At 62.3% G+C, this 26,625-nt stretch carries 12 protein-coding genes; 5 read left to right on the forward strand and 7 right to left on the reverse strand.

Translation table 11 applies throughout. From position 1 onward, the window contains the following. Window positions 1-167: 167 nt before the first annotated feature. Together M5B97_RS17915 and M5B97_RS17920 are read right to left on the reverse strand one after the other, a co-directional pair. Window positions 168-1,487: an ATP-binding protein gene (locus tag M5B97_RS17915; protein WP_248732202.1), complete on the reverse strand. Its 1,320-nt coding sequence runs from the start codon at window positions 1,485-1,487 to the stop codon at window positions 168-170. Beyond that, entirely contained in the window at window positions 1,487-2,167 is a 681-nt protein-coding gene (locus tag M5B97_RS17920) for a response regulator (RefSeq protein WP_123717549.1), read from the reverse strand. Before M5B97_RS17920 ends, M5B97_RS17915 begins: the two co-directional genes overlap by 1 nt. A gap of 175 nt (window positions 2,168-2,342) precedes the next feature. Between M5B97_RS17920 and dsbD the strand changes: the two genes are divergently transcribed. From dsbD to dsbG, 3 genes are read left to right on the forward strand one after another with little or no spacing between them, the layout of a single operon-like run. Continuing rightward, a complete protein-coding gene (dsbD, locus tag M5B97_RS17925) occupies window positions 2,343-4,070 on the forward strand; it encodes a protein-disulfide reductase DsbD (protein WP_248732203.1) in 1,728 nt (575 codons plus the stop codon). Continuing rightward, complete coding sequence (locus tag M5B97_RS17930) at window positions 4,070-4,921, forward strand: TlpA disulfide reductase family protein (protein ID WP_123717547.1); 852 nt, start codon at window positions 4,070-4,072, stop codon at window positions 4,919-4,921. Before dsbD ends, M5B97_RS17930 begins: the two co-directional genes overlap by 1 nt. Continuing rightward, on the forward strand, window positions 4,897-5,658 hold the full coding sequence (gene dsbG / locus M5B97_RS17935; RefSeq protein ID WP_248732204.1) for a thiol:disulfide interchange protein DsbG: 762 nt from the start codon (window positions 4,897-4,899) through the stop codon (window positions 5,656-5,658). Before M5B97_RS17930 ends, dsbG begins: the two co-directional genes overlap by 25 nt. An 80-nt stretch (window positions 5,659-5,738) precedes the next feature. Here dsbG and M5B97_RS17940 read toward each other — a convergent pair whose 3' ends face one another. The 3 genes from M5B97_RS17940 to M5B97_RS17950 form a co-directional block, all read right to left on the reverse strand. Further along, on the reverse strand, window positions 5,739-8,486 hold the full coding sequence (locus tag M5B97_RS17940; RefSeq protein WP_248732205.1) for a hypothetical protein: 2,748 nt from the start codon (window positions 8,484-8,486) through the stop codon (window positions 5,739-5,741). A gap of 149 nt (window positions 8,487-8,635) precedes the next feature. Further along, window positions 8,636-21,523, reverse strand: a complete 12,888-nt coding sequence (locus M5B97_RS17945; RefSeq protein ID WP_248732206.1) for a non-ribosomal peptide synthetase — start codon at window positions 21,521-21,523, stop codon at window positions 8,636-8,638. Between the two features lie 51 nt (window positions 21,524-21,574). Next, entirely contained in the window at window positions 21,575-22,327 is a 753-nt protein-coding gene (locus M5B97_RS17950) for an alpha/beta fold hydrolase (protein WP_248732207.1), read from the reverse strand. A 302-nt stretch (window positions 22,328-22,629) separates the two neighbouring features. Between M5B97_RS17950 and M5B97_RS17955 the strand changes: the two genes are divergently transcribed. Next, window positions 22,630-23,181 carry an RNA polymerase factor sigma-70 gene (locus M5B97_RS17955; protein ID WP_034117025.1) on the forward strand — a complete coding sequence of 184 codons (552 nt, stop codon included), beginning with the start codon at window positions 22,630-22,632 and terminating at the stop codon, window positions 23,179-23,181. A gap of 2 nt (window positions 23,182-23,183) precedes the next feature. Here the strand turns inward: M5B97_RS17955 and M5B97_RS17960 are convergent, their stop codons facing one another. Both M5B97_RS17960 and M5B97_RS17965 read right to left on the reverse strand, forming a co-directional pair. Continuing rightward, window positions 23,184-23,972, reverse strand: a complete 789-nt coding sequence (locus M5B97_RS17960) for a transporter substrate-binding domain-containing protein (RefSeq protein ID WP_248732208.1) — start codon at window positions 23,970-23,972, stop codon at window positions 23,184-23,186. Window positions 23,973-24,064: 92 nt separating this feature from the next. Further along, complete coding sequence (locus tag M5B97_RS17965; protein WP_123717541.1) at window positions 24,065-24,688, reverse strand: TetR/AcrR family transcriptional regulator; 624 nt, start codon at window positions 24,686-24,688, stop codon at window positions 24,065-24,067. Between the two features lie 153 nt (window positions 24,689-24,841). Between M5B97_RS17965 and M5B97_RS17970 the strand changes: the two genes are divergently transcribed. Then, window positions 24,842-26,620 carry an acyclic terpene utilization AtuA family protein gene (locus M5B97_RS17970; protein ID WP_248732209.1) on the forward strand — a complete coding sequence of 593 codons (1,779 nt, stop codon included), beginning with the start codon at window positions 24,842-24,844 and terminating at the stop codon, window positions 26,618-26,620. The last annotated feature ends 5 nt before the right edge of the window (window positions 26,621-26,625 follow it).

Here is a 26,625-nt window from a genome sequence, read left to right on the forward strand (position 1 = left end):
ACGTTCAGGATGGCGGTAACTATTTGGTCCTTGAAAAAGAAGGCTCAGTTGAAGCTTTTTGTAGAGCGAGCTTGCTCGCGAAAAACTCACAGGCGCCGCGCCCATTCAGGCAACACGCGTTATCGTTGAGGTTTTTCGCGGGCAAGCCCGCTCCTACAGATGGCCGCTCAGCGCCGCAGTGGCATCCCGAGGTCCACCCGCAGGCCGTCCGGCCGGCTGTCGAACTTCAGCGAGCAGGAACAACGCTGGACGATGGCCTGCACAATCGCCAGGCCCAGGCCGCAGCCCTCGCTGTTGCCGTTGCGCCAGAACCGTTGCGTCAGGTATTGCAGGTCCTCGCTGGAGATCTGCTTGCCATGGTCACGGACCCGGAAGACTACGTTATCGGTCGCGGTCAGCACGCTCAGTTCCACCCGCGTATCCGCAGGGGTGTGGCGCAGGGCGTTGTCCAGCAGGTTGCGCAGCGCCGCGACCGCCAGGCCCACCGGCATTTCAACCGGGGTGGCCGAGAGGTTGTCGGGAAGGACCAGGTCAATACGCCGGTTGTCCCCCGCATTGGCGTCCTGGATCGCCAGGCGCGCCACTTCCTCGGCCGTGGAGTGCAGGCCGTCATCGAACGACAGGTTGCCCTCCACCCGCGCCAACAGCAGCAATTGCTCCAGGGTCCGGTGCAGACGGTCGGCACCTTCCTCGGCATGCGCCAGGGACTGGTCGCGGGCCGCGCCTTCGGTCATACGGGCCACTTGCAGGTGGGTCTTGATCGCTGTGAGTGGGCTGCGCAGTTCATGGGCGGCGTCGCCGGTGAGGCGGCGTTCGCGCTCAATGGTCTTGGCAATCCGTTGCAGCAGCTGGTTCTGGGTGTCGAGCAGCGGCTTGAGTTCGCTGGGCAACGGGTGGATCTGCAACGGTTCAAGGGAGTCGGCACTGCGCCGCATCAAGGCATCGCGCATGCGATTGAGCGGCACCAGGCTCTGGCCGATGCCCAGCCACAACAGGCACAGGCAACCCAGCAAGGCCACGCCCACCGGCACGGACGCCGCCAGCAGGATCGACAGGTTCAACGCTTCGCGCTCCACCTGGCGGTCGGCGGTGGTGATCAGCAAATCACCACGGGACAGGGTGAAACTGCGCCAGCCCACTCCGTCGATGACCTGGTCGCGAAAGCCGCTCTTGCGCGACTCCAGCCCTTCCTCCGGGGTGGTATGGCTGCGAGCCAGGATCTCGCCGCGCAACGAGCTGACCTGACAGGCCATGCCGCCCGGTACGTTCAGTTGTTCGGTGCGCAGGTGCGCACCGCCACTCACACTGGCCAGGCCCGGCATCTGCTCGGTCAGCCCCGCCACCATGCGCGCCGACGCGACCAGGCGTTGATCGAGGGAGAACATCATCTGGTTGCGCAAGTCGTTGAGCATCCAGGCGGCCGCGAGGGCCCAGATCAACACAAAAGCGGCGCCCAACTTGAATGTCAGGCGCAGGCGCAGGCTCATCACGAAGCGTTCTCTGCGTCATCCGCCGTGCCCAGGCGATAGCCCAGGCCGCGTACGGTCTCGACGATGCCGTTACCCAATTTGCGCCGCAGGTGGTGGATGTGCACGTTCAACGCGTTGCTTTCCAGTTCGTCGTTGAAGCCGTAGACGCTGTCCTTGAGCTGTTCGCTGGAGAGCACACGGCCCTTGTTGTGCAGCAACGCTTGCAGCAGCGCCTGCTCGCGACGGGACAGGTCCACCGGCTGGCCACCCAGGAAGGTCTCGCGGCTGCTGGGGTCGTAGGTCAGGCGGCCGTGTTCGATCAGGTTGACGCTGCGCCCCGCCACGCGCCGCAGCAGGGTTTGCAGGCGGGCGGCGAGTTCGCGCAGGTCAAAGGGCTTGAGCAGGTAGTCATCGGCACCGGCCTGCAAGCCGTCGACGCGGTTGGTCACGGAGTCCCGTGCCGTGAGGATCAGCACCGGGATTTCCAGGCCCTGGCTGCGCTGTTGCTGCAACAATTTGAGGCCGTCTTCATCGGGCAGGCCGAGGTCGAGCACCATAATGTCGAACGTCGCGGCCTTGAGCATCGCCCGCGCGGCTGCGGCCGAGGCCACGCGCTCGACGGTAAAGCCCTGGGCGGTCAGGCCGGCCACGATGCCGCTGGCGATCAGTTCGTCGTCTTCACAGACCAGTACGTGCATGCTGAACCCTTCATGAAAGATGGGGAGATTAAAGGTTGGCCGGATTAAGCGCAGATTATGCCGTGAAAAGAGACGCGCCCAGACTTTCCCTACACTCTAGAATAGCGCCGGTTAATCATCGGTTAATCAACGCCACACATTGTGTGCCTCACTTGCATCGAACTAAGGCTTGACCATGCGGCATCTGTTTACCTTTTTGCTGGTGTTGTTCGCGGGGTTCGCCCAGGCCGCGCCAGGCAACCCGTTTGAGACCAAACCTGATTTCCTTCCGGTGGGCAAAGCCTTCACTTTTACCTCCGAGCGCCTGGAAAGTGGCGAGACCCAGCTGTACTGGCAGATTGCCGACGGTTATTACCTGTACAAGCAGCGCATGAAGTTCGATGGCCTGGCTGAAAAGCCCGCGCTGCCGCAAGGCGAGGCCCATAGCGATGAGTTCTTCGGCGATCAGGAAGTGTATCGCCAGGGCCTGGAAGTGAAGATTCCGGCCGGAGCCACCGGCCAGGTCAAGCTGGGCTGGCAAGGCTGTGCCGACGCGGGCCTGTGCTACCCGCCGCAATCGATCACCGTGGACCTGGGCGGCAACCCCGCCGTGGCTGCCACTGCTGAAGCCCAGGACCAAAGCCTGGCCAGCGGCCTGCAACAGCGCAGCCTGGGCTGGAGCCTGCTGGTGTTCTTTGGCTTGGGCCTGTTGCTGGCCTTTGCCCCCTGTTCGCTACCGATGTTGCCGATCCTTGCCGGCCTGGTAGTCGGCAGTGGCGCCAGCCCACGTCGCGGTTTTGCCCTGGCCAGCAGCTATGTAGTGTGCATGGCCCTGGTATATGCCGCACTCGGCGTGCTGGCCGCGCTGCTCGGCGGCAACCTGGCGGCGCTGCTGCAAACCCCTTGGATCCTGGGCAGTTTTGCCGCGCTGTTTGTGATCCTCGCGCTGCCGATGTTCGGTTTCTTTGAACTGCAACTGCCGGCCTTCCTGCGCGACCGCCTGGACAACGTCAGCCGCCAGCAAAGCGGTGGCAGCCTGGTGGGCGCGGGGGTTCTCGGCGCGCTGTCCGGCCTGTTGGTAGGCCCGTGCATGACCGCTCCCCTGGCTGGCGCCCTGCTCTACATCGCCCAGAGCGGCAATGCGCTGCACGGTGGCCTGATCCTGTTCGCCATGGGCATTGGCATCGGCGTGCCGCTGTTGCTGCTGGTGACGGTGGGCAACCGCTTCCTGCCCAAGCCGGGTACCTGGATGAACGTGCTCAAGGGCATCTTCGGCTTCCTGTTCCTCGGTACCGCCGTGTTGATGATTAGCCCGGTGGTCGGCGAAAGCCTGTGGCTCGGCCTGTGGGGCGCACTGGCGTTGGTGATGGCCTACTGCGGCTGGACACTGGCCCGCGAATACGGGCTGGCCGCCAAGGTGTTTGGCGCAGGTTCCCTGGTGCTGGGCCTGTGGGGCGCGGTGCTGGTGGTCGGCGCAGCCGGTGGCAGCGATGACCTGTGGCAACCGCTGAAGGTCTACAGCGGCTCGCGCGTCTCCGCCGCAACGACCGCCCACGATGCGTTCATGACCATTAACGACCCGGCCGTGCTGCAAAGCCAGCTCGACGCCGCCAAGGCCCAGGGGCAATGGGTATTGGTGGACTACTACGCCGACTGGTGCGTGTCGTGCAAGATCATGGAAAAGCAGGTATTCGGTAAACCCGAAGTCATGGATGCGCTGAAAGACGTGCGCCTGCTGCGCCTGGACGTCACCGCCGACAATGCCGCCAGCCGCGAGCTGCTCGGCCGCTATAAAGTCCCTGGCCCACCCAGCTTCGTGGGGATCGGCCCGGACGGTGAAGAGCGCCGTGCCCAACGCATCACCGGCGAAGTGGATGCCGCCGCCTTCCTGCAACGCTGGACGCAAACCCGGAACGCGCTCTGATGCTGACCTTGACCATCGGTACCTTCGCCATTGCCCTGAATCACATCCTGCTGATCAGCGCGCTGATTCTCGCCACGTTGGTGGGCTGGCGCGTGGCCAAGCGTGGCGGGGAAAACCCGGAGTCGGTGCTGTTCAGCCTGTTCCTGCTGGGCATGCTGGTAGCACGCCTCAGCTTTGTGCTGATGTACTGGAGCGAGTACCGCAACGACTGGCTGCAGATGGTCGACCTGCGTGACGGCGGCTTTCTCGCCTGGCCCGGCGTGATTGCGCTGGTACTCGGCGCGCTGGCCTACGGCTGGCGTCGCCCTGCCCTGCGCAAGCCGCTGAGCGCCGGGGTGATCACCGGGCTGGTGTTCTGGAGCATGAGCAGCTTGTCCCTGAGCCTGTACGACAAGGGCTCGCAATTGCCCGACATCACCTTGCGCAACGCCAATGGCGAGGTGGTGCAACTGGCCGATTACAAAGGCGGCCCGCTGGTGATCAACCTGTGGGCCACCTGGTGCCCACCGTGCCGGCGGGAAATGCCGGTGCTGGAACGCGCCCAGCACCAACGGCCCGACGTGACCTTCCTGTTCGTCAACCAGGCCGAAAGCATGCAAAGCGTCAGTACCTTCCTCGCCACCCAAGGCCTGACCCTCGACAACGTGTTGTTTGACGCCAGTGGCCGCCTCGGCCAGGCCGTGGGTTCCATGGCGTTGCCGACCACCCTGTTCTACCAAGCCGATGGGCGGCTGATCAACAGCCACCTGGGCGAGCTGTCCCAGGCCAGCCTGGCCCGCGCCATGGAACCCTTCGACTCCGCTCCCGCCGCCACAAGGAAACCGACATGCCAAGCCTCCGCCACCTGCTGACCCTGCTGCCACTGACCCTGGCCGCTACCCTGGCCCAGGCCGAAGACTGGCCGGCGCCGATCAAACAGATCGAAGCCAAGGGTGCCAGGATCCTCGGCAAATTCGACGCGCCCAGCGGCCTCACCGGCTACGCCGCCCAGTACCAGAACCGTGGCATGGCGCTGTACCTGACCGCCGACGGCAAAAGCGTGCTCGCCGGCAACCTGTACGACGCCCAGGGCAATGACCTGAGCAGCGCGCCCCTGGAAAAACTGGTGTACGCGCCGATGGCCAAGGAAGTCTGGGCCAAGATGGAACACAGCAACTGGATTCAGGACGGCGATAAAAACGCGCCGCGCATCGTCTACCTGTTCAGCGACCCCAACTGCCCTTACTGCAACATGTTCTGGGAACAGGCCCGCCCGTGGGTGAAAGCCGGCAAGGTGCAGTTGCGCCACATCATGGTCGGCATCATCCGCGAGGACAGCCCGGGCAAGTCAGCCGCGCTGTTCGCCGCCAAGGATCCGCAAAAAGCCCTGGAAGAACACGAAGCCGCCGGCAAGGGCAGCAAGTTGCAGGCTCTGGACAAGATCCCGGCGGATATCGAGGCCAAGCTCGATGCCAATATGAAGTTGATGGATGAGTTGGAGTTATCGGCCACCCCGGCGATTTTTTATCTGGATGAAAAAGGTGGGCTGCAGCAACAGCAAGGGGCGCCTTCGCCGGAGAAGTTGGTGAAGATACTGGGCGCGAAATAAAAATAACCTCAATGCTTTAATAGGTAAGCCGCAACTTTTTATTAATAGAAAGTGCCACTGCGAGGCAGTGGCACTTCAAACTAGTTAAGCCAAAACGTAAAATTATCCAACCCAATCCATTCCGCCGTTGTGGTAGTGACGATTATCGAGGAAATACGCCCTCCATAAGGGGCAGTAAAACTCACCCACTGGTCAACGTCCCCCCCCATCGCTTGACCATAGCGAGTGAAACTGCCCTGCAAAATATCTTGTTCGTCATAAAAAGAAAATTTTACGTCTGCGTCCAGCCACACCATACCGAATAAGGTGCGTACACAGCTGAACTTTAAGTTCATCCGTATCACCTGTGGGCCGGTGGTGTTGTATCCAATCATTAAACCAGGAGGAACATACTTATCCGGGCTCGCCTGATAGGGATAGTTCGCGATGCCAGACGTTCCCGCACCGCTGACATGCGAGATCGACATCCGTGGCGTTTCTATACGTCCACCTGCATAAACCAATTGTGGGAAAGGAGTATCACTAAAATTCTCGTAGATTATTTTAGGAGGTAAAACGACTGTCAATTCCAATGATGGGAAACGCACTGCGTCCGTCGCACTTGAACTGCCGTCAGTCGTGACATCGCAAAAAACAGCCAACGAGCTGTGATTTTTCAATTTTTCTAATTCAGATCGAAGCAGTACTGCCGACAATCCATTGTAGACTTCATCTGAAGTTACGCGTGGGTCTATACGCACGTTGATCGTATAGGAGACACCGGTTTCGAGAGTCCCGACAGCACGCAGCCAAGCATTTTGCCCCTCAAGAGCAAACCACCACGCTTTGTCGAAGTTTGCGTCATACACGGTGATATGCGCCTCACCTGTAAAAGTCTGCAGATCTAAAACCCCGCCCTGGGTAGCCGGTGGAGTCGCCTCCGGCACCACCGGCGTTGGAAGTCTCGTCGGCACGCTGATCTTCAATGCCAACGTCTTCGACGGCGCCAGCTTACAAGTACTGGTCACTATGTAATTGATCGGGATGGTTTTACCTGCGCCCTGAATCACCGCTTCACGCGGGATCGCAAAATCCACATAGCCCGGATCGCTGTTGCCCGGTTTTGATTCCAACGGCAGGCTCGTGCCGTCCGCTCTGATCCACTTCAGCTGGATCGAGTGATGAGGGCTGATCCGTTCATACGCCACCCGCACCGTCACGCCATCCTGGCCGTTCCAGATCGTCAGTTGATCATCCACCGCTTCAAGCACCGTTGGGTGAGGCAGTACCCAAGCCTCTTGCTCGATGTTGAAAATCCGCACAGGAAACTCGATGGCCGTCTCCAGCGTGCGCTGGCCATCAAAGTTCACCGCGAAATGCAGCCTAAACTCGCTGCAATCGGCCAGTTGTTGCAGCTTGGCCCTGGAGATCGGTGTATCGACTCCATCGTGTAACCAGGCGGCTGTCAGCGGCTTGCCCTCCAACACATCAAACTTATAGGCGCTGCCATCCTCAAGGGTGCCGGTTACCCACATCCAGCAGCAGTTCCGCTCTATGGCGTAATCCCAGATGGGCACCACACCTGTTGCGTCATCGCTGAAGGTATTGAGATCCACCTTGTTGCCAGTGGCCTCTTCAATGCCCGGTCTGGTCAGTTGAGGCGCAAGTACCTTGATCACACGATCCGGAGAATGTTGGGGTTCGTAATTGTTGAATTGAAGGCTGTATTTCAGCGTCAATGTCTTATTAAAAAGGGTGGCGATGATTTCCGGGGCAACATCAAATGACAGGCTCGTTTCGCCCGTCTTCACATCCTTGCAACCGAGTGCCACTGGCCCGTAATTCGGCCCTGAGGCGTAGGCACACACGTGATCACCCTCGAACATGCCTTCATAACCCACAATGGCGTGCCCGCCATTGACCGTGTTGACAGGGTTGACCTGCCAGTGACCAGCAGGTTGCTCTACCGATTCGCGCAAGTGCGGCGGGTTCAGATCCTGTGCCGGATCAACCTGCAGCAACGAGGTGGTGCGCAGGTGGAAATCCTCGGCGTTAACAGGAAGCGGGTTTTCTAAAAGTGGATCGCCTGGCTCAGGGTACACAGGCTCTGTCGTATCCCAAATCACACCCAGGTGGGTGGTGATCGCCGAATAGTCTTCCAGCCTGGACAACCAGCCTCGCGCGAGAGCAAACCTGAAAACGTGGTCTGCATGAGCCTCATGTGCCTGCACCACATGATCCAACGCTATCCATATAAAGCGGTAAGGCGCGATATGCTGGTTACCGGCAACGGTGACAAACAGACGCTGGCCCTCGTAGATCATCGGCCAAGCCTTGATCTCGACAATTTCATCGCCGGTGAAGCTCTGCATCCTCAGCCACCAGGTGTTCCACTCGTTCTTGGAGTGAACAAATACCGGCCTCGATACAACCAAGTCTTGCTCGCTGATTTGCTGGACTTCCAACTCCAGCGTCAGGGATTTCTGTACACGGCCTCCAGCGATGGCCGTGTACTCGAAGAGCACCGTGTGCCCGATGCAGTAACTGATCAACTGCGCCGGAATATCGACGACGTCAACGCCATCCGCCACGGAAACAGGCTCGAAGACTGGCGCGGCCTGCCCCTTGATAGCCATGTAAAACATGACCCCGGAGGCCCTCGCCGGCAGTGTCAGTGTCGCAGTCGTGCCATCGATAGCGTCGATGGGATAAAGCACACTGTTGTTCGCTGCGAACTTGATAACTGGGTAAGGCAGCTCTGCTTCGACCAATGTTTCTGTTGGCAGGGGGGACGTAACGCTTAAGGCTCGCGCGGAGGGTGTGCGTTTGGGGGTCGGTTTTTTAGACATGATAAGACTCCTGTCCAGCGTTAGATAACTATCGGGGTTGGCCATGAGGCCAGAAACTCGACTTATCAGATGCTTGGAGCAGGCGCCTGCCTACTGTCAGAATTGACAGTTCCGACGCAACGTCACGCTGTATCCGACCAACGGCCGCCTCAGAATCCCTCCAATTCCGCCATCAAATCACTCAACCTATCCACCTTCTCAGCACTGATCTCATTGGCCGCCAACCCGTCGATATACTCAGCCAGCTCCGCCACCGTGCTGCACTCGAACATCGCCCGCAGCGGTACATCGCGCTGCAAGGTCTTCTGCACCCGCGAGGCAATCTGCGTGGCCAGCAATGAATGCCCGCCGAGTTCGAAGAAGTTGTCCTGCACCCCTACCCGTTCGACCTTGAGCACCTCGGCCCAGATTGCGGTCAGGGTGGTTTCCAGTTCATTGCGCGGTGCCAGGTAGTCCTGGCTGTGCAACTGGCCGATCTCGAGGGCCGGCAGGGCCTTGCGGTCGAGTTTGCCGTTGGCGTTGAGCGGCAGACGGTCGAGCCATAGCCAGTGCAGCGGCACCATGTATTCCGGCAATTCGGCACGCAGGCTTTGCTTGATGCGGTCCAGGCGTTCGTTGACGTTCAATGCGTCATCAGTTGCCACCAGGTAGCCAACCAGATGCTTGCCGTTGACGCCTTCCTGCACGCCGACCGCCGCGTCGCGCACTTCGGGTTGCTCATGCAGGCGTGCTTCGATTTCACCCAGTTCGATGCGGTAGCCGCGAATTTTCACTTGATGGTCGATACGCCCGACGTACTCCAGCACACCATCGCTGCGGCGCCGCGCCAGATCGCCGGTGCGGTAGAGACGTTCGCCCGGTGCGCCAAATGGGTTGGGCACAAAGACTTGGGCGGTGCGCAGCGGATCGCTGACATAACCGCGGCCGACACCGGTTCCGGCGACACACAGTTCACCGACCGCGCCCTGGGGCACCAAGTCGAGCGCACCGTCGAGCAGGTACAAACGGTTATTGTCGGTGGGCGTACCAATCGGCAGGTAAGTGCCACGGGTCGAGGCCAGGTCGACGCGGAAGAACGCCACATCATCCGAGCATTCCGCCGGGCCGTAGGCATTCACCAAGCCAATCTGTGGATAGCGCAGCAGCCATTGGTGCGCCAGCTCCGGCGGCATGGCTTCCCCGGTGGGCAACATCCAGCGCAGGCCATCGAGGCTGATACGCTCCTGGACCAACATGCCTTGGATCAGCGACGGCACACTCTCCAGCACGGTGATGCCTTGTGCTTGAACGTGCGCCAGCAGCCCCTGCGGATCATGGGCAATGGTGTTCGGCACAATATCTACCCGCGCACCAAACAGCGGCGCGGCGAGGAACTGCCACACGGAAATATCAAAGCTTTGCGAGGCGGTCTGGGCAATCACGTCCGCCTCACTCAGTTGCAGGTAGGGCACCTTGCTCAATTGGTTATTGAGCATGCCGCGCTGTTCGACCATCACCCCTTTGGGCAGGCCGGTGGAACCTGAGGTGTAGATCACATACGCGAGGTTGTCCGGGCCGCTGTAGACACCTGGGTTTTCTCCACGACTCGGTACGTCCTCCCACACCAGCAACGAGCACTCGGTGCCCTCCAGCAGTTCGATGGCCTGTTCGCGGCACGCCTCGGTGCACACCAGCAGCGGTGTGCGGCTCAAGTCGATGATGCTGCGCAGACGCTGGCTCGGCAGGCCCGGGTCGAGCGGCAGGTAGCCGGCACCGGCCTTGAAGCTGCCGATGATCATGCCCAGCAGGTCGAGGCTACGCTCGGCCAGCAACGCCACCGGTTGGTCCAGGCCGACGCCTGCGGCGATCAGCGCGTAGCCCAGGCCGTTACTGCGGCGGTTCAGCTCGTCATAGGTCCAACGCTGCTCCAGGCAACTGGCGACAATCCGTTGTGGATGGGCAGCCACCTGTTCTTCGAACAGCTCGATATAGCTGCGTTCCAACGGGTAGGCCTGTTCGCTCTGGTTACAGCCCTCCACCAGGAAATCGCGCTCCTGCTCGCCAATCAGTGGCAGGTCGGCCATGTCGCCATGGAAGCCCTGCACCAGCGCCAACAGCAGGCGCTTGAATTCGCCGAGCATGCCTTGCACGGTGGTTTCATCGAAATAACGCTGGTCATAGGACAGGTGCAAACCCAGGTCATCGCCGGGGTAGCACACGGCGGTCAACGGGAAGTTGGTGTGGGTGCGGCCGGAGTCCGAAGTGGCGTTCAGGCTTTGTGCGCGGTCCAGCACCGACACTTCCACCGGGGCGTTTTCGAACACGAACAGGCTGTCGAACAGCGGCTGGCCTTTGGGCAACTCACTGTGTTCCTGGATCGTCACCAGCGGCAGGTATTCGTATTCACGCAGCTGCATGTTGCTGTCGAGCAGGCCGCTCAACCACTGGCGCACGCTGCAGCGCTGATCGTCCTCAGGCAGTTTCACGCGCAACGCAATACTGTTGATGAACAGACCGACCGTGCGTTGCATTTCCGGCATTTCCACCGGGCGACCCGCCACGGTGACGCCGAACAGCACGTCACGGTCGCCGCTCAGACGGCGCAACACCAAGGCCCAGGCGGCCTGGGCGAAGGTATTAACAGTGAGCTGATGGGCCTGGGCCAGTTCGCGCAGCTGTGCGCCGTCGCGGGCATCGAGGCGGGTGTAGCAATCGCCCACCACCATGCCGCCGCTATGGCCGGCGTGTTCGCGCAGGAACGGCCGGTCGCTCGGGATCGGCGTGGTGCGCTCGAACCCTTGCAGGTTCTGCTGCCACCACTGGCGCGCCTCGTTGAGGTTCTGGCGTTGCAGCCAGGCAATGTAGTCGCGATAACGCGGCGGCGTGGCCAGTTGCGCTTCGCGGCCCTCCCCCAATGCCATATAGATTTCGAAGAAGTCATTCATCAGCAACGAGCGGCACCAGGCATCGATGAGGATGTGGTGGTTGCTCATCATGAACCAGTAGCGCTCAGCGCCGACGCGGATCAGACGCAGGTGGAACGGCGCCTGGTTGAGCAGATCGAAACCGGCTTCGCGCTCAGCCTTGAGCAAGGCTTGCAGGCGCGGTTCCTGCTGCTCCTCGGGGTCATTGCTCCAGTCCAGGTATTCAATCGGCGTGCTGCCCGGCTTGTGGATCACTTGCAGCATGTCTTCGCCGACGTTCCAGCAGAACGACGCACGCAAGGCTTCGTGACGGGCGATCACTGCCTGCCAGGCCTGGGCGAAACGCTGCGGGTCCAGGGCGCTGTTGATGCGGTAGCGGTCCTGCATGTAGTAGAGACCGGTGCCCGGTTCCAGCAAGGTATGCAGCAACAGGCCCTCTTGCATCGGCGTCAGCGGGTAGACGTCCTCAATGGCATTGGCGGGAACCGGCAAGCCATCCAGTTGTGCCTGGGTCAGGTGCGCCAGGGGGAAGTCGGACGGCGTGAGGCCACCGGCATCGTCTTTGAGGCAGTGCGCGATCAGGCTGTGCAATTCGGCCAGGTACCCATCGGCCAGTTGGCGGATGGTCTGAGGGTCGTGACGCTCGCGGCTGAAGGTCCAGCGCAGTACCAGCTCCCCGCCATAGACCTGGCTGTCGACGCTCAGCTCATTGGGCAGCGGTGCATCCGGGTCATGGGCCAGGCCGGCGGACTCATCCAGCGGATGGAACAGTGCATCGGCACCGAAGCTCTGGTCAAACTGGCCGAGGTAGTTGAAGGTGATGTCAGCGTCTGGCAATGCCGCCATGCTGCGTTTGCACAGGTCGTCCGCCAGGTAGCGCAGCACACCGTAGCCCAACCCTTTGTGCGGCACGCCGCGCAGTTGCTCCTTGATTGCCTTGATCGATGCGCCCTGCTCTTCAAGCGGAATGAGGCGCAGCGGATAGGCACTGGTGAACCAACCCACCGTGCGGGTCAGGTCGATTTCGTCGAACAGCGCTTCGCGCCCATGGCCTTCCAGCTGAATCAATGCCGAATCGTGACCGCTCCAGCGACACAAAACACGCGCCAGGGCCGTCAGCAGCAAGTCATTGACCTGGGTGCGATAGGCACTCGGCGCCTGTTGCAGCAGTTGCCGGGTGGACTCGGCATCCAGCCGCACACTGACCGTATCAGCATCGCGGTTGCGCAGCGAACCGTGCGGGCGATCCACCGGCAACGCCACCGATGGGCCTGCCAGTTGCGCCTGCCATGCACCCAATTCTTCACGCAGGGACTCGCTGCCGGCATACGCCTGCAAGCGTGCCGCCCAATCGCGTAGCGCACTGGTCTTGGCCGGCAGGCTGACGGACTGGCCGTCGCTCAGTTGGCGGTAGACCGTTTGCAGGTCTTCGAGCAATACACGCCACGATACGCCGTCCACCACCAGGTGATGGATCGCGATCAGCAGCCGTTGTTGTCCTTGCGGGCCATCCACCAGCAAAGCGCGCAGCAGCGGCCCGTTGGCCAGGTCGAGGCTGCGCTGAGTGTCGGTGAACAGCGCCGTGCATTGATCCATATCGCGCACGTGCGCCTGCATCAGCACACCGCCTTCGGGTACCGCCAAGTGCTCGGCGTGCCATTGGGCATCGCGTTGGGTGAAGCTCAGGCGCAGGGCGTCGTGGTGTTCCAATACCGCCAGCAAGGCTTGCTCCAGGCGGTGCGGGTCGAGCAGCTGCAAAGGCTGGAGCAGCAGCGCCTGGTTCCAGTGCTGGCGGTTGGGAATCTCGGTTTCGAAGAACCAATGCTGGATCGGCGTGAGCCCCGAGCTGCCGGTGAGCAGGCCCTGTTCGGCGGTGATCCGCTCAGAGCGGGTGGCAACGGCGGCCAGGGTGTGCACCGTCTGGTGCTGGAACAGATCGCGCGGGCTGAAATGAATCCCTGCCTGGCGCGCACGGCTGACCACCTGGATCGACAGGATCGAATCACCGCCCAGCTCGAAAAAGTTATCGTCCAGCCCGACTGGCTGCACGTTCAATACCGCACCCCAGATCGCCGCCAGGCTTTGCTCCAGCTCGCTGCGCGGCGCTACATACTGTTGGCGATTGGCTTCGGGGTCCGGTTGCGGCAGGGCGCGGCGGTCGAGCTTGCCGTTGGCGGTCAATGGCATGCTGTCGAGCACGATCAGGTGCGCGGGCACCATGTAGTCCGGCAATTGCGCCCTGAGGTAAGCCTTGAGCGCTTCGCGCAAGCTGCCGTGGTCGGCGTCGCTGGCCAGATACGCCACCAGTTGCTTGCCGCTCGGCGAGTCCAGCGCCAGCACCACGGCTTCGCGCACGGCCGCGTGTTCCAGCAGCCGGGTTTCGATCTCGCCCAGTTCGATGCGGAAGCCGCGGATCTTCACCTGATGATCGATACGGCCCAGATACTCTACCAGGCCATCGGCGCGTTGGCGCACCAGGTCGCCGGTGCGATACAGGCGGCCGCCATGGGCCGCGAAGGGGTCGGCAACAAAACGTTCCGCCGTCATGCCCGCACGCCGGTGATATCCCTGGGCCAGGCCGGCACCGCCGACGTACAACTCGCCCGTGGCGCCTTGGGGCACCAGGGCCAGGTCGACGTCGAGAATGTACGCCACGCGGTCACCGATAATGCTGCCGATCGGCACGCTGGCGGCGCCCGCCTCCAACTGCTGCGGCGCCAGGCTGGCCAGCGGCATCACCACAGTTTCGGTCGGGCCGTAGGCGTTGAAGAACACCTCCGGTTGGAACGCCGCTCGAATGCGTTGCAAGTGCTCGCCGGTCAGCGCTTCGCCTCCGGTGATGCACATGCGTACCGGCAAGGTCTGATGCTGGGTCGCCAGCCATTGCGCTAACTGGCTGCCGTAGCTCGGCGTGAAGCCCAGGATGTTGATGCGATGGGTGCGGATCAGCCCGCAGATTTCTTCAGCGTCCCATTGGCCCTGGGCGCGCAATACCACCTGCGCACCGCTGAGCAGCGGCACCAGCAAACGCTCGGTGGCGGCGTCGAAATTGATCGAATAAAAGTGCAGCTCACAGTCATCCGCCCGTATCCCGAAACGTTCGATCACCGCCAGGCAATGCATGGCGATTTCGCCGTGGCACACCACCACGCCTTTGGGCTTGCCGGTGGAACCGGAGGTGTAGATCAGGTACGCCTGATGCTGTGGCAGACTGATAAATGGCAGCTCGGTCGCCGGATAGTTGGCCAGCACCGGCAGGTCCTCTTCCAGGCACCAGCACGCCACCGTGGCCGGCAACTCGCCCAGGGCCGCGAACATCGCCGCATCACTGAGCAACAGGCCAATGCCGCTGTCTTCGATCATGTAGTGCAAACGGTCCAGCGGGTATTCCGGGTCCAGCGGCACATAGGCGCCACCGGCCTTGAGGATCGCCAGCAGGCCAACGACCATTTCCAGAGAACGTGGCAGCGCAAGACCCACGCGCACCTGCGGGCCGACACCGCGCTCGCGCAGCATCCAGGCCAGGCGATTGGCACGCTCGTCCAGTTCGCGGTAGCTGAGGGTCTCCCCGGCAAAGGTCAGCGCAGGCGCATCGCCGCGCACCGCCGCCTGCCGGCCGAACAGGCCGTGGAGGCACTGGTCGAGACGGTGCTCACCGGCCTCACGGCCCAAGCTGCCCTGCAACGCACGCTGCTCGTCAGCGGTGAGCAGCGGCAGCTCGCTGAGGCGCTGTTGCGGATCGCCGATCAAAGCTTCCAGCAAGTTGCGCCAATGCTCGGCCATGCGTGCAATACGCGGCTCGTCGAACAGGTCGGTGCTGTAGGTCAGGCAGCAACCCAGGCGCTGGTCGAGGTCGGTGACTTCCAGGTTCAAGTCAAACTTGGTGGCACGGGCATCGTTGGCCAGGTACTCGACAGTCATGCCGGCCAGTTGGCGGCTTTGCTGGAATTCCCAGCGCTGCACGTTGCACATCACCTGGAACAGCGGGTTGTATGCCGCGCTGCGGGTGGGTTGCAGGGCTTCCACCAGATGGTCGAACGGCAGGTCCTGGTGGGACTGGCCTTCGATCACGGTGTGGCGCACCTGCTCGAACAGCTCGCCGACACGCATCTGTCCATTGAGTTGGCAACGCAGTACCTGAGTGTTGAGGAACGCGCCGATCAATCCTTCGCTTTCCGGGCGGATACGGTTGGCCACCGGCGCGCCAATGCGCAGGTCGGTCTGGCCGCTGTAGCGGTAGAGCAGCACGGCCAGAGTGGCGGTCATGGTCATGAACAGGGTGAGGCCGCGCTCGGCATTGAACGCACGCACGCGGGCGGCCAATGCGTCGCTCAGGTCGAAGCGGTACAGCTCGCCCTGGTGACTTTGCACGGGGGGTCGCGGACGGTCGGCGGGCAGTTCGAGCAATGGATGCTCATGGCCCAGTTGCGCAATCCAGTAATCCAGCTGACGCTGACGCTCGCCGGACTCCAGCCACTGGCGCTGCCATACGCTGTAGTCCAGGTATTGCACCGGCAACGGCGCCAGTGGTGAATCGCGCTCATCGATAAAAGCTTCATAGAGCGCGCTGAGTTCACGGGCAAAAATGTCCATGGCCCAGCCTTCGGTGACGATGTGATGCAGGGTCAGCACCAGGTAGTGTTCCTGCTCACCGGCCTTGACCAGGCATGCACGCAGCAACGGCCCGGTTTCCAGATTGAAGGGGGTGTGGGCTTCATGGTCGGCCAGTTGCTGCAGGCGTTGCTGGCAATCGGCGGGAGTGAGCGCCGAGAAATCCCGCCAATCCATGCGCAGGCCGGTCTGGCGCGAGACCTTCTGATACGCCACGCCATCAACACTCGGGAAAGTGGTGCGCAGGGTTTCGTGGCGCATGACCAGGGCTTGCAATGCCGCCTCGAAGCGCCCCACATCCAGCACGCCACGCAGGCGCGCCATACCGCCGACGTTGTAGGCCGGGCTGTCCGGTTCCATCTGCCAGAGGAACCACATGCGTTGCTGGGAATAGGACAACGGCACGGGCGCGCTACGGTCGACCCGGGCGATTGCCGCTTGCTGGTTGCGCTGGCCCGCCGCTTGGATCAGCCCGACTTGCTCGGCAAAAGCGCCCAACTCACTGGCTTCGAATAAAGTACGCAGCGGCAACTCGACGTCACACGCCTGGCGGGTGCGGGAAATGATTTGCGTGGCCAGCAACGAATGGCCACCGAGGGCGAAAAAGTCATCGCGCAGGCCGATACGGTGCAGGCCCAGCACCTCGCGCCAGATCGCGGCGATTTGCTGCTGCAGCGGGGTTTCGGGTTCAACGTGCTCACGCACCTGCCACGCCGGCTCCGGCAGCGCACGACGGTCGATCTTGCCGCTGGGGCTGAGTGGCATCGCGTCCAGGCGCATCAGCAGCGCCGGGACCATGTACTCCGGCAGCTCGGCGGTCAGGGCGCTTTTCACGGCCTGCTCGTCCAGCCCGGCCGGCGCGGTGTAGTAACCGATCAGCTTGGCGTCGCGCACCAGCACCACGGCCTGGGCGATGCCATCAAGGGCCAGCAGGCGCGCTTCGATTTCTTCGGGCTCCACGCGGAAGCCGCGCAGTTTTACCTGTTGGTCAAGCCGCCCCAGGTATTCCAGCACACCCTCGGCGCTCCAGCGGGCGCGGTCACCGGTGCGATACAGGCGGGTGCCCTGGTGGTCCGCAACGAAACGCTCAGCCGTCAGCCCGGCGCGACCGAGGTAACCCCGGGCCAGGCCGATACCGCCGATGCACAATTCGCCCGGCACACCCAGCGGCACGGGGTTGAACTGCTCGTCCAATACGCGGCAGATCACGTTGCCCAAAGGCCGGCCAATCGGTGAGCGCTCGCCGTCTTCCACATGGCAGTGCCAGTGGGTGACATTGATCGCGGTTTCGGTCGGGCCATAGCGGTTGTGCAATTGCACGGCCGGCCATTGCGCCAACACGCGGTTGCGCAGCTCGGCGGACAACGCCTCGCCACCGGAGAACAGGCGACGCAGGCTGGTGCATTCAGCGGCGAGCGGCTCGTCGATAAACTGCTGTAACAGCGGCGGCACAAAGTGCAACGTGGTCACGCCGTGCTCTTGCACCAGTTGCGCAATGCGCTGCGGATCGCGATGTTCGCCCGGACCGGCCAGCACCAACCGGCAGCCGGTGATCAGTGGCCAGAAGCATTCCCATACCGACACGTCGAAACTGATCGGCGCCTTTTGCATCAGCACGTCGGTATCATCGAGTGCATAGGTGGCCTGCATCCACTGCAAGCGCTCGGCCAGGGCCGCATGGGTATTCCCCACGCCTTTGGGCTGGCCGGTGGAGCCTGAGGTGTAGATCACATAGGCAAGGTTGTCGCCGTGCAGGTGCAAGCCCGGCGCCTGGGTCGGCCAGCTGTCGAGGTGCAGGCTGTCCATGGCGATCACACAGACATCGTCGGCCACCGGGAGCTGTTCGAGCAACGCCGTTTGGGTCAGCAACAAGTGTGCGCCACTGTCCTTGAGCATGTAGGCCAGGCGTTCGGCGGGGTAATCCGGGTCCAGCGGCACATAGGCGCCACCCGCCTTGACGATCGCCAGCAAGCCGATCAGCAGTTGCGGTGATCGTTCGGCGGCGATGGCAACGCACACGTCCGGACCAACGCCTTTGTCACGCAGGTAATGGGCCAGGCGGTTGGCCTGGGTGTGCAGTTGGGCGAAGGTCAGGCTGCCGTCCTGCCAGACCAGCGCCGTGTTGTCCGAAACCTGTTGATTGAGCCGTTCGGGCAGCCACTGTGTGGCCGGGGCGCACGGCGCTTCACTCCATGGAGCCTGCTCGTTGCCTTGCATCAGCATCAGGTCGCCGATGGCTTGCTGTGGTTGCTCGCACGCGGCGCGCAGCAGGTTGATGAAGTGCTCGGCCAGACGCTCGATGCTGCGGCTTTCGAACAGTTCATCGGCGTAGTCGAACGACAGGCTCAGGCGCCCGTTGCGGTCTTCTTCGCTATGCAGTTGCAGGTCGAACTTGGCTTCGCGACTGTGCCACGGCAGCTCATCGGCGAGCATGCCCGGCAGACGGCGCAGCGCGCTCAAGTCGCGTTGCTGGTGGTTGAACATCACTTGGAACAGGCCCTGCTCGCGGGCTTGAGGGAAGGCTTCGAGCAGTTGTTCGAACGGCAGATCCTGATGGGCTTGCGCGCCCAGCGCCGATTGGCGCGTGGCAGCCAGCAATTGATTGAAAGGCAGGCGCCCGTCCACCTCGGCGCGCAGCACCAAGGTGTTGATGAAGAACCCGATCAAGCCTTGGGTTTCCTGGCGTGGGCGGTTGGCATTCGGCACACCGATGCGAATATCGCGCTGGCCACTGTAGCGGTAAAGCAGACTTTGGAGCGCCGCCAGCAACACCATGAACGGGGTCGACTCATTAGCCCGGGCGGTCCGGCGAACCGCCTCGCTGAGGTCCGCACTCAGGCGCACGCTATGGCGCGAAGCGCTGTGATTGCGCTGCGCCGAACGCGGATGGTCGGTGGCCAGGCTCAGGGCCGGATGCTCCTCGCCCAACTGTGCCCGCCAGTACGCCAGTTGTCGCTGGCCTTCGCCCTCGTCCAGCCATTGGCGCTGCCAACTGCCGTAGTCGGCGTATTGCAGAGCCAGTGGCGGCAATTCCAGGGGCTGGCCCTGAGTCGCGGCAGCGTACAGGCGTGAGAATTCGTCGATCAGGATGTTCAGCGACCAGCCGTCGGCGATGATGTGGTGCAGGGTCACCCACAGTTGATGGTCTTCGTCGTCCAGGCGTACCAGGGTCACCCGCAGCAGCGGGCCCTTTTCCAGATCGAACGGAGTGCGCGCTTCGTCTTCACGAATCTTTCGGGCACGGGATTCGCGCTCGGCAACCGGCAGGTCGCTGAGGTCGATGATTGGCAGGTCGAAATCGATGGTGTTATCGACACGCTGGAACGCCTGGCCCTCACGCTCGTAAAAGCGTGTGCGCAGGGCTTCGTGGCGCTGGATCAGCTGCCGGAAGCTGAAACGCGCGGCGTCTTCATCCAGCTCACCGCGCAGGCGCAGGGCGCCGGGAATGGTGTAGGCACTGCTTTGCGGGTCCAACTGCCAAGTGATCCACAGGCGGTTCTGTGCCAGGGATTGGGGCAGCTCGTCCTGACGCGACAGCGCATGAATCGCGCCTTGGGCTACGCCGCCGTCCTCTTGCAATTGCGCAACGTCGACGGCAAACGCCGACAGGGTCGGCGCTTCGAACAGCATGCGCAGGTTCAGTTCCAGGCCCAGGGTTTCACGCAAACGCGCGACGACCTGCGTGGCGGTGATGGAGTTGCCGCCGAGCAGAAAGAAATGGTCGTCAGCCGCGACCGTGGCCACCTGCAACTGCTCGCACCAGATCGCCGCAATCTGCTTTTGCAGTTCCGATGCCAGTGCCGCATGGCTGGATTCAGCTTGCAAATCAGGGAACTGCGCATAGCTGTCGAGGCTGCCGTCGGCATGGCGAAGGGCGCACGCCGCGCGCTGCACCTTGCCGCTGGAGGTCTTCGGCAAGCCACCAGGATTAAGCAGCATCACCACGCTGGGCGCTTCTTGACAGGCCTCGGCCACGGTTTGGCGAATGGCTTTGATCAACACGTCGGGCGGCAGGATTTTCTGCACGCTGCGGCTGATTTCCGCAGCGATACCGATGCCTTCCAGGCCCTGGTCCTGCACCGCGAACGCGGCGACCCGCCCCTTGCGCACCCCTTCAACTTCACGCTCGAGGGTCTGTTCGATGTCCTGGGGGTACAGGTTGTGGCCGCGCACGATCAGCAGGTCCTTGAGGCGGCCCGTGATGTACACCTCGCCGTCGCGGATAAAACCCAGGTCGCCGGTACGCAGCCAGGTACGACCGGCATGCTGCACAAAGGTCTTGGCGGTGGCTTCTGGATTGCGCCAGTAACCGTGGGCGATGCTCGGCCCGGTGGCCCAGAGTTCACCGATGCAGTTATCAGGCAGCTCGCTCAAGCTCTGCGGATCGGCGATCAGCACTGCGTGTTCCGGTTGGCTGGTGCCGCAACTCATGATCGCACTGCCTTGCCCCAGCGCGGCGCGGTTGGCGGCCAGGGCCTGTTCATCCACACGCAGGGCCGGGATGCCGTGACCACGCGTGCCGCCGGCCACAAACAGGGTCGCTTCGGCCAGGCCGTAGGACGCGAAGAAACTGTCCGGGGTAAAACCGCAGGCCGCGAATTTCTCGGCGAAGCGCTCCAGGGTGTCGAGACGGATCGGTTCGGAGCCTGAATACGCTACGCGCCATTGGCTCAAATCCAGGCGTTCCAGGGCCGAGTCGCTGACCCGTTCACTGCACAGTCGATAGGCGAAATCCGGCCCGCCGCTGATGGTGCCGCCGTATTCGCTGATCGCTTCCAGCCAGCGCAATGGCCGCCCGAGGAAGTACGCCGGCGCCATCAATACGCAGGGCACGCCGCTGAAAATCGGTTGCAGCAGCCCGCCGATCAGGCCCATGTCGTGGTACAGCGGCAGCCAGCTGACAATCACGTCGTCCGGGTTCAGGTCGATACCGAAGCCGCGACGGATCAGCACTTCGTTGGCAACGAGGTTGCCATGGCTGACTTGCACGCCCTTGGGCAATGCGGTGGAACCTGAGGTGTATTGCAGGAAGGCAATGTCGTCAGCCTGCAGCTCGGGCTCGACCCAACGATCAGCGATAGCTGTATCCAGGCTGTCGACGCTTAGCACCGGCGGCGCGTTGTCGATCTGCGCCAGGCCATCGCCAAGGCTGGCGATGGTCAACAGCAGACGCGGCTCGGCGTCCTTGATGATCGACAGCAAGCGCTCCTGGTGATGCCGACGCGTGGACTCCGGCGGGTAGGCGGGCACCGCGATCACTCCGGCGTACAGGCAACCAAAGAACGCCGCGACGTAATCCGGGCCGCTGGGGAACAACAGCACCGCACGGTCGCCCATTGCCGCATTGGCTTGCAAGGCAGCGGCGATGGTGCGGGCACGCTGGTCCAGGTCGCGGTAGCTGAGCACAACACAGTGCTCGGCGGATTCGGCGAGGAAGCGCAGGGCGACCTGGTCCGGGGTCTGCGCGGCGCGACGTTGTAGGGACTGAACCAGGGTGCGGGGAAGTTCGAAGGCGTCCATCATGGGGTTCCTGCCTGAAATCGGCTTACGGGAAAATCGGAAATTGGAAGGCGTTCAGCCGGCGATCCGCTGCTGCGCCGCGCCAGTGCGCCAGCGGGCCAGGTGCTCATCGGCATAGCGACGCAGGCAACGCAGCACCGCGCTTTCGTGCTGCACGAGAAAGAAGTGATGGCCGTCGAACATGTCCAGGGAGAAACCACTGGCGGCATCGATCTGCCAGTCCAGCAACTGGTCGGCACGCACGCTGTCTTGCTTGCCGCCGAACACATGAATGGGCATGCGCAGCGGCTCACGCTCGCCATAGCTGAAGCTGCCGCACAGCAGAAAATCGGCGCGCAGGATCGGCAGCATCAATTGCATCAATTCAGGGTTGGCCAGGGCTTCTTCGGCGGTGCCCTGCAGTTCTCGCAGGCGGGCGATCAGTTGTTCATCCGTCTTTTCGATGGCGTATTCGCTGACATCGCGACGGGCCGGGCCAGCCGTGCCGGAAGCGAACAGCGCCAGCGGCGCGGGCACATCGCGCAGGCTCAGTGCATGGGCCAACTCAAAGGCCAGCAGACCACCGAGGCTATGACCGAAGAGCGCATAGGGACCGTCCAGGCTGCGGCTGATTTCATCGGCAAGCTGGGCCGCCAAGACCTTGATGTCACGCTGCAACGGCTCGTCCATGCGCATGCCGCGCCCTGGCAATTCCAGCGGGCACACGTGCAACCAGTCCGGCAAGGCGCGGCGCCAGCGGGCGTAAACCGAGGCGCTGGCGCCCGAGTGGGGTAGGCAGAACAGGCGTAGACGGGTGGGCGTGCTCATGGGTTTAGGACTCCCCACTGAAACACGCTGCTTGCACGGTAAAAACCCATCTCGCCCTCCTGCGGGTGTTGATCCCTGGCCGTTTCGCTAACGGACCTGTCACCCATGAGAACGGACGGTGTCTTCAAATAATTAGTCCCCGAGGACGAGCGAGACGCGGTTCACACCTTGCAGATGGGCATAAGATTAGTTCTTCCTCTCATTTGACAATAATTATCATTAAGCATAATTTGTTGCCCGATGTGTAGGAGGCTTCAGCACGGACGCCCTCCCCTAACCTCTTTTGCGACAAGGTGATTTCCATGACGGAACAAGTATCCACAGGCAGGTGCGACTCACCGCTTCTCCAGGCGTTCGTCGACAATCGGCTGATCCTGGTGAAGATTGCGGCGCGAATTACCGGGTGTCGCTCCCGCGCTGAAGACGTCGTGCAAGACGCCTACTTTCGTCTGCAATCGGCGCCGACGATCACCTCATCGTTCAAGGCGCAACTGAGCTATCTGTTCCAGATCGTGCGCAACCTGGCGATCGATCACTACCGCAAGCAGGCGCTGGAACTCAAGTACTCGGGACCGGAAGAGGAAGGTCTGAATGTGGTGATTCACGGTGCATCACCCGAAACCTCCCACATTAATTTCAACACCCTGGAAAACATCGCCGACGCCCTGACCGAGTTGCCGCAGCGCACCCGCTATGCGTTCGAGATGTACCGCCTGCACGGCGTGCCGCAAAAGGACATCGCCAAGGAGCTGGGCGTGTCGCCGACCCTGGTGAATTTCATGATTCGGGATGCGCTGGTGCACTGCCGCAAGGTATCGGGCAGCCACAGCGATACGTTCGCTCGGCGGGTGTAGCTTCAGGGCACCGGCATTACATCAATGCGATACGGCTCGAAAATCTTCAGCATCTGGCCGTTATCGCGCAACTGCTTGAGCAACGCGGCGAATGCCTCCCCGGTGATCGGCGCTTTCGGGCGCAGCAAGGCGTAGTGGTGATACACCTGGTCGATGCGTTCCGACACCAGGAATTTGCCGGCCATGTCCGTGTTGCGCACCATGAAATCGCTCAGGTACGAACGCGTCACCAATGCAATATCGGCACGCCCGCGCACGACCATCAGCAGGTTGCTGTCATGGGAATAGGTCAGCGTCGCATTGAAATGCTCGGCCAGGTATTTGGGGTCGGCGTTGAAGTTGGCGAACGCGTAGTGATAGCCGCTGAACACCGCCAGGCGCTTGCCGGCCAGGTCGGCGAAATACTGCTGGTCGCGATCAGGCTCGCGCTGGGCGACGAAGATTTCCGCGTCTTCCAGGCCCATGTCGACGCTGGTGTGGGCAATGCCCTGCCAGCCCCAATCGGGGTTTTCGAAGATCGCCATGTCGACCCGGCCCTGTTCGAAATCCCTGAAACGCCGTGGAATAGAGGTAGGCACCAGTACAAACTGGTAATCGCTTTGCAACGTGTTGAGGGCTTCCACCAATTGCGGCAGTAAACCGGTGTCCGCCCCTTGTTCGGGACGCACGGTGTAGGGCGGAAAATGCGCAGCACCGATCCTCACCAATTGCGCAGCGGATGCCGGCATCCACCCTGCGGTGCCCACTGCCCATAATGTAAGTCCTGCAGCCAGCCGCCATGGCGAAAACATCGAGGCACACACCGTTCAACACTTTGATGGCGATAAGCTAGGCGTTTTTCCCAGGCGAGACAACTTTCGGCGCCAAATTAATAGCTTGCGCCTCAATCGGCCTTCAGCACCATCAGCAGGGCTTCTTCAGCCAATTGCTCAAGCGTCAGGCTGCCCTGGGCACGAAACCACGTGGTGGTCCAGGACAACGCGCCGGTCAGGAAGCGCCGCGTAATAAACACATCGCCCCTGATATAACCGGCGGCCTTCGCCTCCCCCAGCACTTGCAGCCAGATAGCTTCGTACACATCGCGCAGGGCCAGCACCTGGGCCTGGCCTTCGGCCGACAACGAGCGCCATTCGTACACCAGCACCGCCATGGCCTCACCACTGCCCCCCATGATCGACTGCAATTCGCAGCGGATCAGCGCCAGCACGCGTTCGCGCACGTTCGTCGCGTCTTCAAGGGATGCACGCATCATCGCGGTGTTGTAGTGAATGGTTTCCTCCATCACCGCACGCAGGATCTCGTCCTTGCTCTTGAAGTGATGAAAGATGCTGCCGGACTGGATACCCACGGCGCTGGCCAGGTCGCGCACGGTGGTGCGTTCAAAGCCTTTGTTGCGAAACAGGTGAGCCGCGGTTTGCAGCAACTTGCCCCGGGCACTGTCGGGGTCGGTCAATTGGCCGCCATCGACCATGGTGCGCATCACCCGTTGGGCTTTGTGCTCATCCATGCTGCTCTCCTTCACTTCTACTGACGTCTTGGGCGGCAATTTAGGCTGTGACCGCCACCCAAGCAAGCGCTTGGGTAAAACTTGTGTCGAGAGTTTACAAACCAAGCGCTTGCTTGGTAGTCTCGACATCAGCCATTCGAGGAAGGATTTCTCATGAGCAACACGGTTCGTATCGGCTGTGCCAGCGCTTTCTGGGGCGACACCAGCACTGCTGCCGCCCAGTTGGTGCAGGGCGGCGCGCTGGATTACCTGGTGTTTGACTACCTGGCGGAAGTCACGATGTCGATTCTCGCCGGGGCGCGAATGAAAAACGCCCAGGCCGGCTACGCCACGGACTTCGTCGACGTGCTCACGCCACTGCTGGCCGATATCCAGCGCCAGGGCATCCGCGTGATCAGCAACGCCGGTGGTATCCATCCGCAAGCGTGCGCCGCTGCCCTGCAAGCGGCCTGCGATAAAGCCCGGGTGCCCTTGAAAATCGCTGTGCTGCTGGGCGACGACCTGCACCCCCAGCTCAAACAGCTGCGCGGCATCACCGACATGTTCAACGGCGCACCCCTGCCGCCAGCCTGTGTGTCCGCCAACGCTTATCTCGGCGCCCCGGGCATCGTCCAGGCGCTTGATCTGGGTGCCGATATCGTCATCACCGGCCGGGTGGTCGACAGCGCCGTGGTCAGCGCAGCGCTGGTGCATGAGTTCGGCTGGTCCTGGCAGGATTATGACCGCCTGGCCCAAGCCGCGCTGGCCGGGCACATTATCGAATGCGGCGCGCAGTGCACCGGTGGCAACTTCACCGATTGGCGCGACGTGCCGGACTACGAACACATCGGTTTCCCCATCGTCGAAGTCAGCGCCGACGGTCAGTTCACGGTGAACAAAGTCGACGGTACGGGCGGCTTGATCAGTGAACTCAGCGTGGCCGAACAACTGTTGTATGAAATCGGCGACCCGCGTGCGTACCTGCTGCCCGATGTGATCTGCGATTTCAGCCAGGTCCGATTGCAGCAACAGGGCAAAAACTGCGTCCGCCTGCACGGCGCCAAGGGTTTGCCGCCCACTGCGCAGTACAAAGTCAGCGCCACTTACCTCGACGGGTTCCGCTGCACCGCCAGTTGCCTGCTCGCCGGGATCGATGCGGTGGCCAAGGCCGACCGCGTCAGCCAGGCAATCATCCAAAAGACCTCGGAGCTGTTCAGCCAGCGCGGCTGGGGCCCCTACAGTGAAGTGAATATCGAACTGCTGGGCAGCGAAGCCACCTACGGCGCCCACGCCCAACGCCACGACAGCCGCGAAGTGGTGGTGAAGCTCGCCGTGCGGCACCCGAACAAACAGGCGCTGGAGCTGTTCGCCCGTGAAATCGCCCAGGCGGCGACGGGCATGGCGCCGGGCTTGACCGGTATCGTCGGCGGGCGGCCTTCGGTCTATCCGTTGATCCGGCTGTTTTCGTTCCTGATCGATAAAACGGCGTGTGAGCCGCTGATCGAGTTCCAGGGCCAACGCCACGCCTGCGCGTTGCCGCCCGCTCATGCACTCGCCACGCCCAGCGCGCCGCTTGATCCGCCCAAGCCTCAGGGCCGTGCAGACGCCAGCGTACCGTTGGTGAAACTCGCCGTGGCGCGCTCCGGCGACAAGGGCAACCACAGCAATATCGGCGTGATCGCCCGTGACCCCGAATACCTGCCGTGGATCGCCGAAGTGCTGACCCCGGAGGTGATCGTCGATTGGATGGGCCATGTGCTCGACCCACTCCACGGCCGCGTCGAGCGCTGGTATTTGCCCGGCAGCCACAGCCTGAACTTCCTGCTGGAAAACGCCCTGGGCGGCGGCGGTATTGCCAGCCTGCGCATCGACCCGCAAGGCAAGGCATTTGCCCAGCAGCTGCTGGAAATCCCCATCGCCGTGCCGCAGCACATTGCCGACCAACTCAGCTAAAGGAG

Origin of the sequence: Pseudomonas sp. MWU13-2517 (genome assembly GCF_023242545.1) — a bacterium.
Classification (GTDB): Bacteria; Pseudomonadota; Gammaproteobacteria; order Pseudomonadales; family Pseudomonadaceae; genus Aquipseudomonas.

What these genes read in the sequence shown, in the direction of transcription:
- M5B97_RS17915 (WP_248732202.1), bottom strand. Translation starts at nt 1,487, where the DNA reads ATGAGCCTGCGCCTGCGCCTGACATTCAAGTTGGGCGCCGCTTTTGTG.
- M5B97_RS17920 (WP_123717549.1), bottom strand. Translation starts at nt 2,167, where the DNA reads ATGCACGTACTGGTCTGTGAAGACGACGAACTGATCGCCAGCGGCATC.
- dsbD (WP_248732203.1), top strand. Translation starts at nt 2,343, where the DNA reads ATGCGGCATCTGTTTACCTTTTTGCTGGTGTTGTTCGCGGGGTTCGCC.
- M5B97_RS17930 (WP_123717547.1), top strand. Translation starts at nt 4,070, where the DNA reads ATGCTGACCTTGACCATCGGTACCTTCGCCATTGCCCTGAATCACATC.
- dsbG (WP_248732204.1), top strand. Translation starts at nt 4,897, where the DNA reads ATGCCAAGCCTCCGCCACCTGCTGACCCTGCTGCCACTGACCCTGGCC.
- M5B97_RS17940 (WP_248732205.1), bottom strand. Translation starts at nt 8,486, where the DNA reads ATGTCTAAAAAACCGACCCCCAAACGCACACCCTCCGCGCGAGCCTTA.
- M5B97_RS17945 (WP_248732206.1), bottom strand. Translation starts at nt 21,523, where the DNA reads ATGATGGACGCCTTCGAACTTCCCCGCACCCTGGTTCAGTCCCTACAA.
- M5B97_RS17950 (WP_248732207.1), bottom strand. Translation starts at nt 22,327, where the DNA reads ATGAGCACGCCCACCCGTCTACGCCTGTTCTGCCTACCCCACTCGGGC.
- M5B97_RS17955 (WP_034117025.1), top strand. Translation starts at nt 22,630, where the DNA reads ATGACGGAACAAGTATCCACAGGCAGGTGCGACTCACCGCTTCTCCAG.
- M5B97_RS17960 (WP_248732208.1), bottom strand. Translation starts at nt 23,972, where the DNA reads ATGTTTTCGCCATGGCGGCTGGCTGCAGGACTTACATTATGGGCAGTG.
- M5B97_RS17965 (WP_123717541.1), bottom strand. Translation starts at nt 24,688, where the DNA reads ATGGATGAGCACAAAGCCCAACGGGTGATGCGCACCATGGTCGATGGC.
- M5B97_RS17970 (WP_248732209.1), top strand. Translation starts at nt 24,842, where the DNA reads ATGAGCAACACGGTTCGTATCGGCTGTGCCAGCGCTTTCTGGGGCGAC.